Consider the following 16,743-nt stretch of genomic DNA (forward strand, 5'->3'; position numbering starts at 1 on the left):
GCATGTTGTATACTAAGAAGGATGAAAGAAAGGGGCGATAAGATGTCAAATGCCAAACTTCTAGTGATATCAGTAGTCTTCCTTATTTTAGGGTGGATCCTCATACAGGCCGCTCCGGCACTCGTGCCGGTGGTCATTGCAATAGTCGCAGCATATCTCCTCAATCCGCTGGTGGATTCCCTGGAGAAGAGGCTCAAGGGAAGAAGGAAGCTCGCCATAGGGCTTGTCCTCATATCCTTCCTGCTTGTGCTTGCACTTGTTATCAACCTGATCCTGCCACCGGTAATAAGGCAGGCTTCAGAGTTCGTTTCAGAATACGAGACAATAAGCGCCAACCTTGGGAATGCCATCTCCGGTGCCCTTGAATTCCTGGAAAACAGCGGAATCCCTGAGTCAGTGCTTGCTGAGGTCCAGAATGTGCTCGCTTCGCTCCTATCCTGGCTTGGCTCACAGATAGCCGCAGGCATCTCCAGGGCTCTCGGCTTCATTTTCGGGATAGTCGACATGGTGCTCATAATCATAATGGCTGTGTACTTCCTGTCATCAGGCAAAACCATGGTCAGGAACATCTATGACTCATCACCCGAATGGCTGAAGCCTTCCCTCAGGAACCTCAAGAGCGAGACCCATGCTGTAATATGGAGCTATGCGAAGACTCAGCTCATCATTGCTGCGGTAGTCGGACTTGTGTCCACAATAGCATTCATGATGATCGGAGTAAGGTTCTCAGGACTTCTCGGACTCCTGTCCGGAGTGCTTAACTTCATTCCCCTTTTCGGTTCCATCATAGCAGGAGCTTTCGCGACAATTGTCGCCCTCGTTACAGGCGGACTCACCCAGGCGATCGTAACCTTGGCTGCAGTCCTTGTGATCCAGCAGGTTGAAGGCAACTTCATCACTCCGAAGCTTCAGGGAAAATCAACAGGACTGCACCCGGTGTTCATCATGATAATAATCCTCGTCGCAAACCACATGTGGGGAGTCATGGGAATGTTCATCGCAGTTCCCCTTTTCGGCCTTGCAAGGCTCCTGTTCAAGGAAACTGCAGCCCTCATCGGAAAAATGAAATAGGATAAGAAAGAGCCTCAGAAGCCATGATAAAATGACTTCCGAGGCTCTTATACTATCCATTAAAGGTATCCAGCATCCCATCCTCAACCCTTATTATCCGTTTCGCCCTTGCGGCAATCCCCGGGTCATGGGTGATCATCACGATGGTCTTCCCTTCGCCATTCAGCTCCATGAAGAAATCAAGTATCTCCTCACCTGTCTTCTTGTCAAGGGCACCAGTCGGTTCATCGGCAAGTATGAGCGGACAGCTTCCTACAAGGGCCCTTGCGATAGCCACCCTCTGCTGCTGTCCTCCTGACAGCTGGTTCGGCCGGTGATGCTGCCTGTTGCCGAGCCCAACCTTCTCGAGGGTCGCGACAGCAGCCTTCTTCGCATCCCTGTAGCCCATACCCCTGTGCAGGAGCGGAAGCGCAACATTGTGAAGCGCGTTGTATTTGGCTATCAGGTTGAACTTCTGGAAAACGAAGCCGATCTTCTCGTTCCTGAGCCTTGAGTATACCCTGTCCGGCTGGTCATGGGCGCTTGTACCGTCAATGAAGTATGTCCCGCTGTCAGGCTTGTCTATAAGACCTATGATGTTCATGAGGGTCGTCTTTCCGGAGCCTGATGGTCCGAGTATTGCGATGAATTCACCCGGGTATACTGTAAGTGAAACATCCTTAAGGGCGAATACCCTGTTTTCACCCTTGCCGTAGGTCTTGCTTACATGGCTCATGTCAATTATAGGTTCCATACGAACACCTCCACGTCAGTTCCTCGGCGGCTGGACGATTATCTTTTCGATATCTGTCGTATTCTCATAGTAGAATATCTTAAGAGTAGAGCCCTTGGCAAGCTCCTTGAGCGATACCTCTTCCTCAACAGGCCCGGTTCCTGTTCCTGTCCCGGTTTCACCTGTTCCGCTCTGCGGGACCCTCCTGACCATCAGCGTACCAACAGGTATGAGTATGGTCGACTCTTCGCCTGTGTATTCTCTGACCATTTCAGCTCCGCCGTTTCCCCTTTTCATGCCCGTTCCTGCCTCAGCCTCTGTCTGGTTTTCCAGAAGAAGGAGGGTGACCTCGTTGCCTGCGATATCCTTGATCTCACCGAACAATCCTGGAATCCCGCTATTGCCAAGTCCCTGGGTCTCAACCGTGGCAGTCTCGGCTGCAGTGGGTGCCGCTGTCTCAGCCGGTGCACCGCCTGAACAGGCTGTGGCAGCAATTGCGAATGTAAGCAGTGATATGATCATCAATTTATGCTTCATGATAAATTCTCCTCTTTGCGCTTATTTTGCTATTCATAATTCAGGGCATCTATCGGCTCCAGCCCTGAGGCTTTTGCAGCAGGATAGAATCCGAAGAATATTCCCGTAATGACTGAAAATCCTATGCCAAGCAGTATCCCATCCATTGAGGGCTCGAATGCCAGGTCTGTCATTGACAGAAGCGACGGTGCCGCCATGCTCAGCAAGGCTCCAAGCATTCCGCCGAATACGCTTATCATTGCAGCCTCCAGAAGGAATTCGACCATTATGGTCCTCCTTGATGCGCCTATGCTCTTAAGGATACCTATTTCCCTGGTCCTTTCCTTTACGGCTACAAGAAGCACATTCATTATTCCTATGCCGCTGACAACCAGCACTATGACCGCAACGGCAAGCAGTAATGTTGAAAGCGTCTTTGCCGTAGCCTGGGCTGACTCAAGGACATTTCCTGCGTCAGTGACTGTATAAGCCTCACTGGTTCCAATGGTCTCGAGTATGTATTCCTTTATTTCTGCGATAGCCGCATCGACGCTGCCTATGTCCTCAGCAAGTGCGATGAAGCTGACCTGGTTGGCGCTTGAAGAGGTGTTCCTGCTGGTAGTACCCGAAGTGTACTTCACAGCCACATCATATGGAATGAAAGCCATGTCATCCACCGAGCCCGAATCAGCCTGGGAAGTCGCCGTGACCCCTCCTGAGCCTCCTACCCTGTCCAGGACACCCACAACTTCGAAGGAGGAGCCCTTGATCATGACAGTTTCACCTACCGCCCCTTCGAGGTCACCGTCAAAGAGGTCTCCTGCGATGTTGCTTCCAAGCACCACATACTTTGACCTCATCTGGGAATCCTCATTGGTTATCATGACTCCATAGAGTACCCTCAGCCTGGTTATCTCTGCATATTCTTCGGTTATCCCCTGGATAGTTATGGAACTCGACATCCCATTGGCTGCGACATCAGTCACGACCCTTGTCGCGACGCCAATGCTCCTGACATTTAAGAGGACCTCAGGCATAATGAGCGCGTCATCCTTTGACAATATTGCAGACGTCGCGGATGTTTGTCCCATGCCTCTCGCCCTGGCTATCGTTATGCTCTCTACCGAAAGTCTGCTGTACTGCTCGGAAACCGCAGTCTCACCTGCCTTGCCTATCCCCACCACCAATATTATTGTAAGGGTTCCGATGATGATCCCAAGGGATGTGAGGAAGACCCTGAACTTGTTGGATGATATGCTCAGGATGACAGACCTTAAAATCTCAAGCGGCCTCATTTCACTATACCGCTGGTAACCACTGTCTCACCGGCTTCCAGACCTTCAATGACCTCGCTCTGGGACCCGTTCGAGAGCCCGGCTGTAATCGGCCGCTTCTCAATTGTGCCGTCCGCTTTCCTTACCTGCACATACTGCTTTCCCTCTTCAATGAATATGGCCTTGTTGGATATTAGAAGTACATTTGTCTTTTCCTTCTTTATGAATGTCACGAAAGCACTCATACCGTCAAATATCCTTTCATTGGGCTTGTCCAGGACAGCAGTAACCGTGTAGGAGACAATTCCGCTATTGTCTATCTTTGGCACTGCACCTAACCCTGTGACCTTTCCTTCTAGCCCTATAAGTCCTATCGCTTCTATATTTGCCCTTATTGACTGACCTGCCTCAAGGTCGGAGATATCCCCCTCATTGATGCTTGCGGTTATGCTCATTACAGAGGTGTCAGTTATGGTAATGAATGATGAGGCGGCACTCGTACCTGAGGAATCCCCTGTCCTTCCGCTCACGAAATCACCGGCCTTGCCGTTCACCAGAACTACCTTTCCTGATATCGGCGCATAAAGCCTTGCCTTCTCAAGGTTTGCATAGGCTGCATCAAGCTTTGCCTCTGCAGTGCTTACCCCATATTCCGCGTTGGTTATTGAAAGTGAAGATGCTGCAATGCTGTCATACCTGATCTTCTGCAGGTCATAGTTCTCCTTCGCAGAGGCCTTTTCAGCAAGATATTTGGCATATGCGCTGTCATATGCCTTTTGTGCTGATGCCAGTGAGGCTTCAGCTGACAGTTTGGCATTCTCAGCCGCTTCAACCTGCTTCTCAGCTTCCGCGAGTTCAGGTCCGGCTGCGCCTGCTGCAATCGCTTCATCGTAGGCTGCAGTTGCGTAAAGAAGCTCTGCAGTCTTTTCTTCCAGTCTTACATTCGCAGCATCAAGAGCTTCCTTCAACTCGACATCGTCAAATGGCGCCTGATATTTCGAGTATAGTGAATCGAGCTTTATCTTTTCAGACGACAGTGAATACTTCCTGCTGCTCACAGCATCGTTATATGCCGCCCTGGCCTTGTCCAGGTCCCTCTTCGCACTTTCTACAGCATCATTCAGCTCTTCCTCGTCAAGTACAGCAAGGAGCTCACCAGCCTGAACCGTCTGACCTGTTACAGCCCTTACCTCTGTCAGCTTTCCGGAGATCTCAAAGCTGAGGTTTACAGATGACATCGCAACCCTTCCGTCAGCATATGAACCGACTACAAGGTTTCCAAGCTTGACCTCCTGCGTACTTATCTTTGCAGATGCAGCAACATCATCGGGCTTTGAACATCCTGAGAATGCAAGCATAGCCGCTGCTGCAGCAACCAGCGCAAGTAATATCCTTTTTGGCCTGCCCTTTTTCAAAGTTAAACTATCCATTCCATGACCATCCTCCACTAACTTAATTTCCTTTGTTCTAATTCTATTTAAAATTCGGATTCTTTGTGTGGGATTTCTGTGGCAATAATGCCAGATATCCAGATATTTGGTATAGAGCTGGAGTCAGCCAGCTTTTTAAGGTCCTCTTTTATGCTTCAGCGGTTTCAGCAGTCAATTCCCCATGCTAATGACAGTAGAACATGCAATTTTCTGCTGATACGAAAAGTGTTTGTTGATTAACGATAAATTCATGGTATCCTATATTTAGAAATCATAGATCAGCAAACAACATCAAGCGAGGTGCTTAACTTGAAGAAATATTCAACCCTATTCCTCAAGGCAGCTGTAGTACTTATGAGCCTGCCTGTACTTGCCCTGTGCATTTTCTGGCTGCCTTCATCAGCAGACTACTTCCACATACCTGTTCTCACAGGCCTTTACCTTACAGCAGTCTTCTACTTCATCGCACTCTACCAGACCTTGAGGCTTCTGGGCTATATAGACAGGAACATGGCTTTTTCCGACCTGTCAGTTACAGCCCTCAGGAACATAAAGCACAGCGCTGCAGCGATAAGCGTAACATACACACTGATGCTTCCCCTTATCTATCCTATAGCTGATGCTGACGATGCTCCCGGAGTCCTCGCCATTGCGATCATATTCGTATTCGCGTCAGCTGCCGTAGCAGTCTTTTCCGCGGTACTCCAGAGGCTTCTTAGGGATGCCATCGATATCAAGTCAGAAAACGACCTGACGGTTTGAGGTGAGAATAATGGCTATAATAATAAACATCGATGTCATGCTTGCAAAAAGGAAGATGAGCGTCACGGAGCTTACTGAAAAGGTAGGCATAACCATGTCCAACCTTTCCATACTCAAGAACGGCAAGGCCAGGGCGATAAGGTTCTCTACCCTTGAGGCCATATGCAGGGCCCTTGACTGCCAGCCCGGGGACATACTGGAATACAGGGAGTGAGCAGAATAACGTTCACACAATCGCAATCGCTTTGTTATACTGATTTGCAGATGAGATGATACATTATAGGTGAGAAAACAAAGAAGGTGTAATTATGGTAAAAAAGAGAGATATGCTTATCTCAACTCTCGCCATGCTGCTGATATTCACAGCCTCCTGCACTGATTTGCCAGCCCCTAAGCCTACAGACACAATACCTGCCGTGACTGTACCAGCTGCCACTGAGCCTTCTGCCACAGAGCCCACAAAGGCTCCCCCTGTTCTCGAACCACTGGAGGGTCCTGGTGAGAACACCTATGATGAAATTACAACTGAAGGTTCTGTAACGACCATCTCCAGATATTTCGACCTTGACTGCGACGGGTCAGGCGAAAAGATAATAATCATAGCCCGTGATATTAGACCCGATGCGGAAAGTTCTGAGATCGTAATCTATTCGGAATTTGAGCTTGAGGTCAATGGCTTCAGGGCAGGCATGAAATCAGACGGCATGGATATAGACCTGTTCGAACCACGCTTCAACATAACCGACATAGATGACAGCGACCATTACAGGGAGATTGCCGTGAGCTGGTACGGTGAAGACGTCTATTCAGGTACTGTCTTCTACAGGTATGACGGGAAGAGCCTCACCGAACTCGGAAAGGTCGGCGGCTTCTTCGGGAAATGGTTCATTGGCGGAGCTGTCGATGACGGCGCCGTGAAGGTAGACGGAAAAGGGACAGTCAGGACAATATCCCTCAGTTCAGTCCTCATGCCCTGGTTCTTCGATGACGAGTACAGAGTGGAGTCAGGTAAGCTTGTAAGGATCGAAAAGGACCTTTACCCTCTTGAGCATAACGTTACAGTGCTGAAGGACCTGACACTCAGGAAATCAAGGACTGACAGCTCCGACGGGATTACGCTGAAGGCAGGGGAATCTGCTGTAATCACAGGCTCAGACAACAGGGAGTGGTTCTCAGTGAGAAGCAGCTCAGGTGAAACCGGCTGGTTCGCTGTAGATGACTACCATATGATAAGAGGGACAGGCCTTCCAGCTGAAGATTTCTTCGACGGTCTGATCAACGCAGGTTAATTAAAGAAATCCCTGATCCGTTACGCTAAGAAGACTCCCTTGCAAAATGCCGGGGAGTCTTCAATATATGGAGGTTCACGAAATAGCTTATTTGCCTGCGTTCTCAGCAGCCTTGGCTCCAGCCACCCTGCCGAAGGTAAGGCTCATCTGGATCGATGTGCCGCTGGCAGGATACACGGTGTCATAGAAGTCGCCGTTGGCAACTTCGCCTGCTGCATAAAGTCCGCTTATGGCAGTCCCTGCCTTGGTAAGGACCTCAGTGTCGAGATTGGTCTTTATGCCTGTCATTGTTCCGAGTATGGCTGGAACAACCTTAAGGGCATAGTACTTCGGAGCCTCCACCGCCTTATGGCCAGTCAGGTCCTTGCCGAACTCGGTGTCCTTGCCTGAAGCGATCATCCCGTTATACTTTGCTACAGTGTCCTTGAGTCCTTCAGCATCTATACCAGCCTTCGAGGCGAGCTCATCAAGGGTGTCCTCTGCAAATGCTGAGCCCTTCTCGACAGCCTTGTCAAGTGCAGGTGCATATGTGTTCTTGTCGAATATGAGGTATGATACCCCGTCCTTCTGCTTTACAAGCTGCTCGTAGAACAGAGGATAGTCAATGGCTTCGTTAACGAACCTCTTTCCGTCCTTGTTTACTGAAAGCCATGGCATCCACATGAGGAGGCAGATTTCGGTGGTGTAGGCCAATTCGCCTTCAACTGTCCTGAAGCCTATGACCCCGCCCCTTGAAACAACGTCCGCATCAAGCTTCAGAGCCATCTCAAGGCCATCACCGGTATTTCCTGAGCCCGCGAAGGTCGTCTGTCCTGCAGCCACGGGTGCATATTCCTTTACAAGGTCAGCATTCCTGTCAAAGCCTCCTGTTGCAAGAACAACGGACTTTGCCGAAAACATGAGCTCCTTCTTGTCCTTGTCAACTGCCTTTACTCCTGTGACTTCCTTCTTGTCGTTTGTTACAAGCTCAGTTGCCTCAGTCTGGAGGAAGAACTCAACGCCCTTACCCTCAGCGAAAGTCTTAAGAGGTGTTATGAGCCCTGAACCATGGTCAGGTGATGTATGGGCCCTTGCTACAGGGCTTGTTCCTGATGGGGTAGGATCATTGAACTTTACCCCGAGCTTTACAAGCCAGTCAATAGTCGCCCCTGACCTTTCAGCCACGAATGTGAGGTACTCCTTGTCGTTCTTGTCGTTAGCCCTCTCGCTCCAATAGCTTACAAGGTCAGCCACCGAATCCTCTATTCCTAGCTTCTTCTGCATCTCTGAGCCTGTGGCGTAGACTATGCCTCCTGAAAGTACGGTGCTTCCGCCTGCCATCGGCATCTTTTCAAGGACCGCTACCTTAGCCCCTGCCTCTGCGGCTTCAATTGCAGCTGCAAGTCCTGCAGCGCCTGCACCGATTACCACCACATCATATGCCTTTGCAGCCTGAGTTGGTGCAGCCGTAGCTGTCGGAGTCACCGGTGCCTTGCTTGCACAGCCTGATGCTGCCCCTAACGCCATGACTGCCGTCAGAGCCAATCCCAATATCCTGAACCTCTTCTTCATTTAGTTGTCCTCCAAAAATTATTTTGCCTTCCCCAATGCTTCCTCAACAGCCCCGATTATTGCCTTTGAGCTAATTGTCGCCCCAGCTACGGTATCGACCTCTATACCCTGTTTCTCCATTATCTTTCCTGGTACCTGCTCAAATGCCGCATCCGAAACACCCTTAGTCTCGGATTGTGAAACCACATCGATCTTCGTGATCTTTCCTCCGCTGATGGTCACGCTCATTTCCACATCCCCGTGCATGCCTTCTGCCGCTCCTGTGAATGTCCCATCCTTCCACTTTGCGCTGCTTCCGCAGGCGGTGACTGCAAGACCCAGAACCATCGCCGCTGCAACCCTTCCAAAAACCGCTTTCCTCATTTCATCCCTCCGTATTTCTTACATCTCTCAATTTTCAAATCTAATTGTGCATGCATGCATGTATAATACGGTTTTATTGTACTGTTTATTTTTTAACATTGCAATACAATATTGATAATATCATGACAAATATATTTTACCAAATATCCCTGTTTGGAGCCCTTTCTATTGATTTATGCATATTCGGCATTATCCCGGTAATGCTGCCAATCGTTTACACTGTTAAAATATATGCATATATGATACTATGATTATAGGTATCCGAACCAGTTCAAACATACATGCATGCACATATAAGTCACATGGTCAGTTTCGGTTGCCTTGCAGAAAATCACGTATTACAAAGAAGACATGACATGTGCCATGTTTTCGAACATGTGGTATTATGATAATAGATGATCGATCGAATATAGAAGTACAAATAAAGGGGTCCTGCCGATGTCGATGCAACCAAACGAGAACAACGTGGCAAATGAACTTATCCTTAAGGCAATTGAGATATTTTCCATAAAGGGCTATGCAGCTACAAACCTCACTGACATTACCGACGCCCTCGGAATCTCAAGGGGACCTGTATATTACCATTTCAAGGACAAGAACGGGCTTTACAAAGCTGCATTTGAGAGGTATGACAATGAGGTCAGGCAGTCCCATGCGGATATAGTCGCCAGGGACAGGCATATAATAAACTTCATAGAAGACTGCATCTTTGACTGTGCGGAAAGGAATACCCGGTTCGGGTCCAACTTCTTCTTCGGGCTGGATACCATTGAGGAGCTGAAGGACATAAAGCTCAAGTATGACAGCCTTAACCAGGACATATACCAGGAAAAGCTCGACTACGTGGAACGCGCCATAAACAAGGGGGAAGTCAGAAGAAGCATAGACCCGAAGACGGTAGCTGACCTCATATATGTAGTATACCTTGGTCTGCTTACAGCACTTCAGACAAGGATGCTCGCTGGTTATACTGAAAGCGAAGTCAGGAGCCTCATAAGGATACTCCTGCTTGGTATAGAAAGATACTGCTGCGACTAGGAGGGTAATATGGAAAAGGATGAGCAAAGGATCATAGCACAGGCCATACTCAACGAGGTGGAAGGCAATGAATTCTACAGGATGGCCGCAAACGCCACAAGGTCTGAGGAGACGAAAGAGACGTTCCTGAGGCTTGCCGCTGAGGAACTTAGCCATGTGAAGTACCTTACTGAACTAAGGAAGAAGCTTGGAGAAGGCCTTGACCCTACCATAGGTGAGATCATGGACCTTGGACCGGTGCCATCACCTGAAATCTACAAATGGGGCAAAATAACAGTTGAAGACTCATCACTTGCTCTGTCCGCCCTCAGCATCGGTATAAAGCTGGAAAAGGACTCCATTGACTTCTACAGGGAAGCCAAAGAGAAATCCGAGTCAAAGGCCGGCAGGGAAATCTTTGAAAAGCTAGTGGCTTGGGAGACTGTGCACCTTAATATCCTGGAACTCCAGCACAAGGCTGTACAGACCTTCTGGTGGGCTGACCAGGGATTCGCGCCATATTAGAAATGACAAGGCGGCTCGATCGAGCCGCCTTCAGTTTTCGCTGAAATATTCAATAAGGTTGATCCATTTCGACCGACCATCATGGTCCGGTGATTTGACAATCACTTCAGGCCAGCAAGCTGTTTGCTTATCTCATATACCGCCTTTCCCTTTTCACGGTCCATGGCATGCTTTGCAGGCACCTCCGGAACCGTAAGGTGGAAGAAGCTGCCGCTGACATCCTTCATTGAAGGGTCGGCGACAAGGTAGTATATGGATTCACCGGATACCTCAGGGTCACTGAGGAAAGGCCTTATGAAGTGCCGGTTGAAGAAGCGGTAGATAAAGCCGTTGTCCATTCCGATATTTGTCTTCACATCCCCTGGATGCATTGCATTGATGGTCACTCCGGTACCCTTGAGCTCATCACAAAGTTCCCAGACCGTCATCAGCTGCGCGGTCTTTGATGCCCCGTATCCTCTGAGCCCCGTATAGTGACGCCTCTTCCAGTCAAGGTCACCAATGTCAAGACCGTTGAAGCGATGCCCTTCGGAATTCACCTGAAGGATCCTTGATGGCGCACTTTCCTTCATGCGGTCAAGGAGAAGGTTTGTAAGAAGGAACGATGCAAGGTGGTTTACGCAGAAAACTGTCTCGAAGCCTTCCCTCGTATATGTCACCTTTGTGGAATGCATCCCTGCGCAGTTGATGAGGACATCGATCCTTGGATAGCTTCTAAGGATCCTGTCTGCTGCACCTCTCACTGTTTCAAGGTCAGCAAGGTCCGACACTATGGCATCGGCCTGCACCCCGTGCTCAGACTGGAGCCTGAGCTGAAGCCTGTTGAGCTTTTCGGGATTCCGCCCTACCATGACCAGATGCGCCTTCCCCTGCGCCAGACGCTTTGCAGCCTCCAGTCCTACGCCCGATGTGGCACCGGTTATAACCACAACCTTACCTTCCATCATTTCGGAGCTCTTCTTTTGCACCATCTTCCTGTTCTTAAGTAACATCAGTTCATCAGGCAATTCAAAACGCATGACAGAGCCCCCCTATCCAAATTTTCTCGCAAGGAACCTTCGGTACATCTTGTTGAAGCGTGGTATGTTATTGAAGATGTCCCCCCACATATCGTAATAGTCGCGCTGTTCGGCAATGAGCCCTTTCTTATTCAGCGTAAGCCTCGTACTTCCATAGAGCGGGGTGCTCGGGTACTTCTTGAAGGACATGGTCATGACCCATTCGATCATTATGACATTCTCACTTTTAATTACATTCTTAAGCTCCATGCTCAGGCTTTCGCACCTGTTTGTAAGCCTCTGGCACATTGCCTTGAATTCTTCCTTGCCCTCCACCCTCTGAATCGAGTCCTGGAAGACTATGTTCTCGTCATAGTATGGAAAAAGGTGGGACCAGTCTGTCTTTCCCTGAGTGTTGTAGGTCTTCGACCAAAGCCTGTAGACTGATTGAGCAGTGAGCGGCTCGAGTGAATCTGACTCCAGATGATCTTTATCAGGCTTGCTTTCCATCAGTCTTCCCCCCTCTTCTTGTTCTTTTTAAGGTCCTTCTCTACAGCATCCGCTGCCAGCTTTCCTGTAAGGATCGCCACAGGTACCCCTGCAGGATTGAAGGCCCACTGTCCGGCCTGCTTTATGGTATCGACTGGAGTTAGAACCGACTTGCTGACCTTCAGGAACCGGTACTCCGCAGGAAACGGGTCGTTGGCAAAGGACCACCCTGTAAGGGATCCCTGGGTATTGTTTGTCTTACCTTCTATGGTAAGCGGAGTGGTAACCACTGTCTTTACCATATGGCTCATAAGCTCCGGGAAATATCCATCCAGTTCATCCAATACCATTTCGGTGACCATCTTCTTGAGGTTCTCATGAGAATCAATGGATGCAATGTGTTTTGCGAGCCCGTGATCAAAAAGCAGTGATACGATCAGCGCAGTCTCCCCCGGTGGCGACAGTGAAGGGTCCCTGAGTGACGGTATCGATATCTCAAAGGTATTCTGCCTGACGAATACTCTAAGCCAATCATAGATCCTATCAAGGTCATCTGTGAAGTTGCCCTGCCCGTCCCTGAGGTCAGAAAGCGTTATCCCCGAAAGTCCTTCCTTCGACGGGGTATAGAACACATGAGGACCGCTTATGGGCTTGAAAGTATCCGGGCTCTGGTCTGTAATGACATAAACTGTGAGAACAGAGTCAGCTCCCTTCTTGTTCATTAAGAATTCCTGTTTCTTTGTAACCTCGTTCTTCAGCGGGGATTCCTGCCAACTTGCCGCATCGAGGCACCTGTACAGCATATTGGAATCCGCCGCCCATATCATCTGGTCATAGGAATACTCATTTCCTTCATTCAGCCTTACGATTCTCTTCTCCGGATCTATATGGACTACCTCCCGGCCGTTCATTATCACCCCGTGGTTCTTCCTTATTACTTCCTCCAGCTTGTCCACAACGACCTGAGTCGATCCCTTCGGGTACTGGTAGTCGAGGTAAAGGGAGAAATATGACAATGCGAAGAAGGTAGGGGTGCTTTCAAAAAAGTGCTGAGTTATGATCTGCACCAGCGATTCATTCTTCGTAATCCTGCGTAAATGGTCGTTGATCGGTTCGAGGAGCTTCATCGCCTTGCGGATGTTATACACAAACTTTACAGTCCATGGAAGGAGCGTCTTAAGCATATATCCGTAGTCATAGGGCTTTGACATGAACAGAGGGTTCTCTATGCCATAGAGCACATCCATGTATCCCATGACCTTCCTGATCTCCTCAAGGATCCTGTCAATTTCAGCCGAATTTCCTGGGTAAGTCTCCTTCAAGAGCTTCCCGTAGTCATCCAGGCCTGACTTGTCCCTGAAATCCACATAATTGTCGCCTATGGCAAGCCTTACCGGATTGGGAAGGAATTCGACCTCGATCCCAAGCTGCTTCATCATGGGAGTGAAAATTCCGGAGTCTATTATCCCTCTTGCCCCCTGGTCTACCTGATGGCCGTCTATCATGAAAGCTCCGAGGAGCCCTCCATTCTTATGGTTTTTTTCAACAATAAGGACCCTGTAGCCGCTTTTTGTAAGGTAAGCAGCTGATGTGAGCCCTGCCATGCCTGCTCCGACTATGATGACATCGTAGTGCTTCTCATTCATGTTTACCACTCCCGTCATGACCTGTATACTTCTATGGACTGAAGATTTAAGTATAATATTCTGACAATTACAATTCAATTATAGATGATATCCAGGACTTTGTCATGATATGCCTGACCTTCGATTACTAAGACTTGTGACTTTTGACCGCTTTTTTGGAAATTGTTCCCGGAAGCTGATGAAGGAGGGCACAGTTTCCTGAGCCCTCCTTCATCTATCATGCAGTATTGCAGCATGACACCATTTTCTTCTATGTTTGCAGTATCCCTTCCATCTCCGGAAGCTTCCTGAAGTCCTTTATCACGAATGGCGCTTCTTCACTGAAGGCCTTCTCAAGGATCAGGATGTCCGTAAGGATCTCCTGCCTTGTGAGATAAGGCTTTGCACCATGAAGTATGGTCTCACGCATGCGGTCGTATACCCTTCCATAGTCGCCTGCTACGGTAGGGAACCTCTCGTCAGAAGATTTTTCACCCGCGTAAGTCCTCAGGATTCCAAAGTCTTCAAGACTGTCTTCCCCGAAGCCATCGGTCCCTGGCATTATGTATTCCTTCAGGAACCTTTCCTGCCTGTCTATTTCCTGCTTTACGAAGCTTCCCTTCGTTCCGTGGATCGTCAGTCTTGGATAAGGGATACCCACAAGGTGGCTTGTCTTGACTACTGCCTTGGTCCTTCCGTAATAGAGTGTCAGCTCGTAGTAATCCTCAGGATTCCTCTCATCCCTCAGGCTCCTTCTCTCATAGATCACAGAGTCAGGGATCCCGAAGAGCATTGTCATCTGGTCCACGGTATGTATCCCCAGTCCGAATATATAGCCGTCTATATAGTTTGCGTCAGGCCTGTATTCCTCATGGGGCCTGTAGTAGTCGAAGTGTGATTCTATCTCCACTATCTCCCCGAGCCTTCCTGACTCGATTACGCTCTTTGCTGTAAGTATGTCGCTGTCAAACCGCCTGTTCTGGAACGGCATGGCGATAAGCCCCTTTTCCCTTGCAAGCTCCAGAAGTGTCCAGGCTTCCTCGAAGCTTGAGCAGAAGGGCTTGTCCACAAGCACGTGCTTTCCCGAGTGGAGCGCCCTTGTCGCCATGCAGAAATGGGTGTCCGAGGGTGTGGCAACGACGATCATGTCAATTTCAGGGTCCTCGAGCATGACACTCTCATCCTCAGTGAAGATGACATCAGGATATGCCTTCATCTCCTCAGCACGCTTCTTTAAGCTCGGCAGGACTATTGTCTTCACCCTTATGCCTTCCCTTATGTTCAGATATGGAAGATGATACCTCTGTGCGCTTTTCCCGAAACCGTAGAACCCGACTACAAGCTCTCTCATACGTTCTTCCCGCCTTCAAGAAGCTCCTTCACATAGTTCGGAAGTGCGAAGGACCCTCTGTGGATATCTGTGTTGTAGTACCTGGTCCTAAGCCCCAGTCCGTTCCATTTGTCAGCATCAAGGTCCCTCACAGGGTCAAGCCTCTTTGAAGCGAAGCCGAACAGCCAGTGTCCTGAGGCGTAGGTAGGAATATGGACCTGGTAGACCGATGCTATGGGGAAGAACTCAGTTATCCTTGCGTGAGCCCTCTGCATCTGCTTCGCGTATTCCGGATAGAACGGGCTCTCATGCTGGTTGACAAGAATTCCGTCATCCTTAAGGGCTTTGTGGCAGTTACCGTAGAACTCCCTTGTGAACAATCCTTCACCAGGTCCAATGGGGTCAGTGCTGTCGACGATTATTAGGTCATATTCACTGACCTTGTCCCTTACGAAGGCGAGCCCGTCTTCGAAGTAAAGGCTGACCCTCGGGTCATCAAGCCCTGATGTGGAGTTCGGGAAGTATTCCCTGCATACATCTACAACAAGCTTGTCTATCTCAACCATGTCTATCTTTTTTATGCCCTCGTACCTTATGAGCTCCCTTACCGTTCCGCCGTCTCCGGCTCCGATTACAAGGACCTTCTCAATGCTGGGGTTCGTAGCCATGGGCACATGGACTATCATGTCGTGGTATATGAACTCATCCTTCTCCGTTATCATTATGAAACCGTCAAGGGTGAAGAACCTTCCAAGTCCCGGGCTCTCGAAGACCTCTATCTTCTGGAAGTCGCTCTTTCCTGAATAAAGCTGCCTGTCTATCCTAACCGAGAATTTGACATCCTCGCTGTGAAATTCTGAAAACCAAAGTTCCATTGTTACCTCCGTCTGTTTTCTATTCCCTTATCTCAAGGTTCTGACCCATATATATCTCGATCATTTCCTTCCTGAGGCCTTTGACTATGATTTGCTTCTCATCTTCAGTGAAGTCCTCTTCCTTCCTGCTGAAGAGATAGTCGTCAAGGTCTGGCTTCTTAACCATCATCTTGGTATGGAAGATGTTCTCACCCTTTATGTTGACATCAAGGGTCTCATATGCGCTCAATGTGTCCTTGTCTATGAAGTCCCTTATGGATTCTATGCTGTGGTCGATGAATACCTTCCTTCCGTCCTCAGCCCTTGTGAATCCCCGTACCCTGTAATCAATTGTGATGATATCGGAATCGAAGCTTCCGATGAGGTAATCCAGCGCCTTAAGCGGTGATATGGTCCCGCAGGTCGATACGTCGATGTCCACCCTGAAGGTTGATATGTTATGGTCAGGATGATACTCAGGATACGTATGCACAGTCAGATGACTCTTGTCCAGGTGTCCCGCTACCGAGGTCCTCTTCTTGTATATGTCGATCCCTCTGTTGCAGGTCTCATCCACCAGGCTATCCTCTACTGGTTCCTCCGATATGAGCACTGTAACGCTCGCGCCCTGAGGTTCATAATCCTGCTTTGAGATATTAAGGACATGTGCCCCTATTATCCCGGTCACATCCTCAAGAATCCTCGTAAGCCTCTCTGAATTGAACCACTCATCCACATAGCTCAGATAGTCATTCTGCTCCTTTTCACTTGACGTGTAGCACACATCATATATGTTGAAGCTTAAGGTCTTTGTCAGGTTATTGAACCCGAATAGTTTCAGCTTTCCTGCCATTTGCGCCTCCCACTATGAAAGAATTGCGGTAATTAGAAAAAAATCCGCTACCTATGATTATAGGGAAAATCAGAAGAAAAACAA

Annotated in this window: 18 protein-coding genes; 6 read left to right on the forward strand and 12 right to left on the reverse strand. The window is 49.0% G+C overall.

The annotated features are described in order from the left end of the window. Nucleotides 1-42: 42 nt before the first annotated feature. Complete coding sequence (locus T472_RS07230) at nucleotides 43-1,071, forward strand: AI-2E family transporter (RefSeq protein WP_023384231.1); 1,029 nt, start codon at nucleotides 43-45, stop codon at nucleotides 1,069-1,071. A 52-nt stretch (nucleotides 1,072-1,123) separates the two neighbouring features. Here T472_RS07230 and T472_RS07235 read toward each other — a convergent pair whose 3' ends face one another. Genes T472_RS07235 through T472_RS07250 form a run of 4 tightly spaced genes read right to left on the reverse strand, consistent with a single transcriptional unit; the run spans nucleotide 1,124 to nucleotide 5,003 of the window. Then, complete coding sequence (locus T472_RS07235; RefSeq protein WP_040907005.1) at nucleotides 1,124-1,795, reverse strand: ABC transporter ATP-binding protein; 672 nt, start codon at nucleotides 1,793-1,795, stop codon at nucleotides 1,124-1,126. Nucleotides 1,796-1,819: 24 nt separating this feature from the next. After that, on the reverse strand, nucleotides 1,820-2,320 hold the full coding sequence (locus tag T472_RS07240; RefSeq protein WP_023384236.1) for a hypothetical protein: 501 nt from the start codon (nucleotides 2,318-2,320) through the stop codon (nucleotides 1,820-1,822). A gap of 29 nt (nucleotides 2,321-2,349) precedes the next feature. Next, a complete protein-coding gene (locus T472_RS07245; protein WP_023384239.1) occupies nucleotides 2,350-3,594 on the reverse strand; it encodes an ABC transporter permease in 1,245 nt (414 codons plus the stop codon). After that, a complete protein-coding gene (locus T472_RS07250) occupies nucleotides 3,591-5,003 on the reverse strand; it encodes a permuted SH3 domain-containing protein (protein ID WP_082447607.1) in 1,413 nt (470 codons plus the stop codon). The genes T472_RS07245 and T472_RS07250 overlap by 4 nt, the downstream gene beginning before the upstream one ends. A 309-nt stretch (nucleotides 5,004-5,312) precedes the next feature. Here T472_RS07250 and T472_RS07255 point away from each other — a divergent pair, with 309 nt between their 5' ends. The 3 genes from T472_RS07255 (at nucleotide 5,313) to T472_RS07265 (ending at nucleotide 7,054) form a co-directional block, all read left to right on the forward strand. Beyond that, nucleotides 5,313-5,765 carry a DUF2975 domain-containing protein gene (locus T472_RS07255; protein WP_023384244.1) on the forward strand — a complete coding sequence of 151 codons (453 nt, stop codon included), beginning with the start codon at nucleotides 5,313-5,315 and terminating at the stop codon, nucleotides 5,763-5,765. 10 nt (nucleotides 5,766-5,775) lie between these two features. Continuing rightward, nucleotides 5,776-5,979, forward strand: coding sequence for a helix-turn-helix domain-containing protein (locus T472_RS07260; RefSeq protein WP_023384247.1), 204 nt, complete (start codon nucleotides 5,776-5,778; stop codon nucleotides 5,977-5,979). 94 nt (nucleotides 5,980-6,073) lie between these two features. Beyond that, nucleotides 6,074-7,054, forward strand: coding sequence for an SH3 domain-containing protein (locus T472_RS07265; RefSeq protein WP_023384250.1), 981 nt, complete (start codon nucleotides 6,074-6,076; stop codon nucleotides 7,052-7,054). 87 nt (nucleotides 7,055-7,141) lie between these two features. On the opposite strand, the gene T472_RS07270 is transcribed toward T472_RS07265, so the two are convergent. Beyond that, nucleotides 7,142-8,605: an FAD-dependent oxidoreductase gene (locus T472_RS07270; RefSeq protein WP_023384252.1), complete on the reverse strand. Its 1,464-nt coding sequence runs from the start codon at nucleotides 8,603-8,605 to the stop codon at nucleotides 7,142-7,144. 18 nt (nucleotides 8,606-8,623) lie between these two features. Next, nucleotides 8,624-8,968: an FMN-binding protein gene (locus tag T472_RS07275; RefSeq protein WP_023384255.1), complete on the reverse strand. Its 345-nt coding sequence runs from the start codon at nucleotides 8,966-8,968 to the stop codon at nucleotides 8,624-8,626. Between the two features lie 438 nt (nucleotides 8,969-9,406). Between T472_RS07275 and T472_RS07280 the strand changes: the two genes are divergently transcribed. Further along, nucleotides 9,407-10,006 carry a TetR/AcrR family transcriptional regulator gene (locus tag T472_RS07280; RefSeq protein WP_023384257.1) on the forward strand — a complete coding sequence of 200 codons (600 nt, stop codon included), beginning with the start codon at nucleotides 9,407-9,409 and terminating at the stop codon, nucleotides 10,004-10,006. Between the two features lie 9 nt (nucleotides 10,007-10,015). Further along, a complete protein-coding gene (locus tag T472_RS07285) occupies nucleotides 10,016-10,510 on the forward strand; it encodes a ferritin-like domain-containing protein (protein WP_023384260.1) in 495 nt (164 codons plus the stop codon). A gap of 101 nt (nucleotides 10,511-10,611) precedes the next feature. Here the strand turns inward: T472_RS07285 and T472_RS07290 are convergent, their stop codons facing one another. The 6 genes from T472_RS07290 to speD all read right to left on the reverse strand — a co-directional run bounded on the left by T472_RS07290 (nucleotide 10,612) and on the right by speD (nucleotide 16,659). Next, the gene (locus T472_RS07290; protein WP_023384263.1) at nucleotides 10,612-11,529 is read right to left on the reverse strand and encodes an SDR family NAD(P)-dependent oxidoreductase; all 918 of its coding nucleotides are present in this window, start codon (nucleotides 11,527-11,529) and stop codon (nucleotides 10,612-10,614) included. Nucleotides 11,530-11,541: 12 nt separating this feature from the next. Then, entirely contained in the window at nucleotides 11,542-12,018 is a 477-nt protein-coding gene (locus T472_RS07295) for a nuclear transport factor 2 family protein (protein WP_023384265.1), read from the reverse strand. Next, the gene (locus T472_RS07300; RefSeq protein ID WP_023384267.1) at nucleotides 12,018-13,643 is read right to left on the reverse strand and encodes a phytoene desaturase family protein; all 1,626 of its coding nucleotides are present in this window, start codon (nucleotides 13,641-13,643) and stop codon (nucleotides 12,018-12,020) included. The genes T472_RS07295 and T472_RS07300 overlap by 1 nt, the downstream gene beginning before the upstream one ends. Nucleotides 13,644-13,893: 250 nt before the next feature. Then, the gene (locus tag T472_RS07305) at nucleotides 13,894-14,973 is read right to left on the reverse strand and encodes an oxidoreductase (RefSeq protein ID WP_023863483.1); all 1,080 of its coding nucleotides are present in this window, start codon (nucleotides 14,971-14,973) and stop codon (nucleotides 13,894-13,896) included. After that, nucleotides 14,970-15,827, reverse strand: coding sequence for a polyamine aminopropyltransferase (gene speE, locus T472_RS07310; RefSeq protein WP_023385857.1), 858 nt, complete (start codon nucleotides 15,825-15,827; stop codon nucleotides 14,970-14,972). The genes T472_RS07305 and speE overlap by 4 nt, the downstream gene beginning before the upstream one ends. Nucleotides 15,828-15,846: 19 nt before the next feature. Further along, nucleotides 15,847-16,659, reverse strand: a complete 813-nt coding sequence (gene speD, locus T472_RS07315; RefSeq protein WP_023385855.1) for an adenosylmethionine decarboxylase — start codon at nucleotides 16,657-16,659, stop codon at nucleotides 15,847-15,849. Between the last annotated feature and the right edge of the window lie 84 nt (nucleotides 16,660-16,743).

It is taken from the genome of Youngiibacter fragilis 232.1 (genome assembly GCF_000495435.3).
Classification (GTDB): Bacteria; Bacillota; Clostridia; order Clostridiales; family Clostridiaceae; genus Youngiibacter; species Youngiibacter fragilis.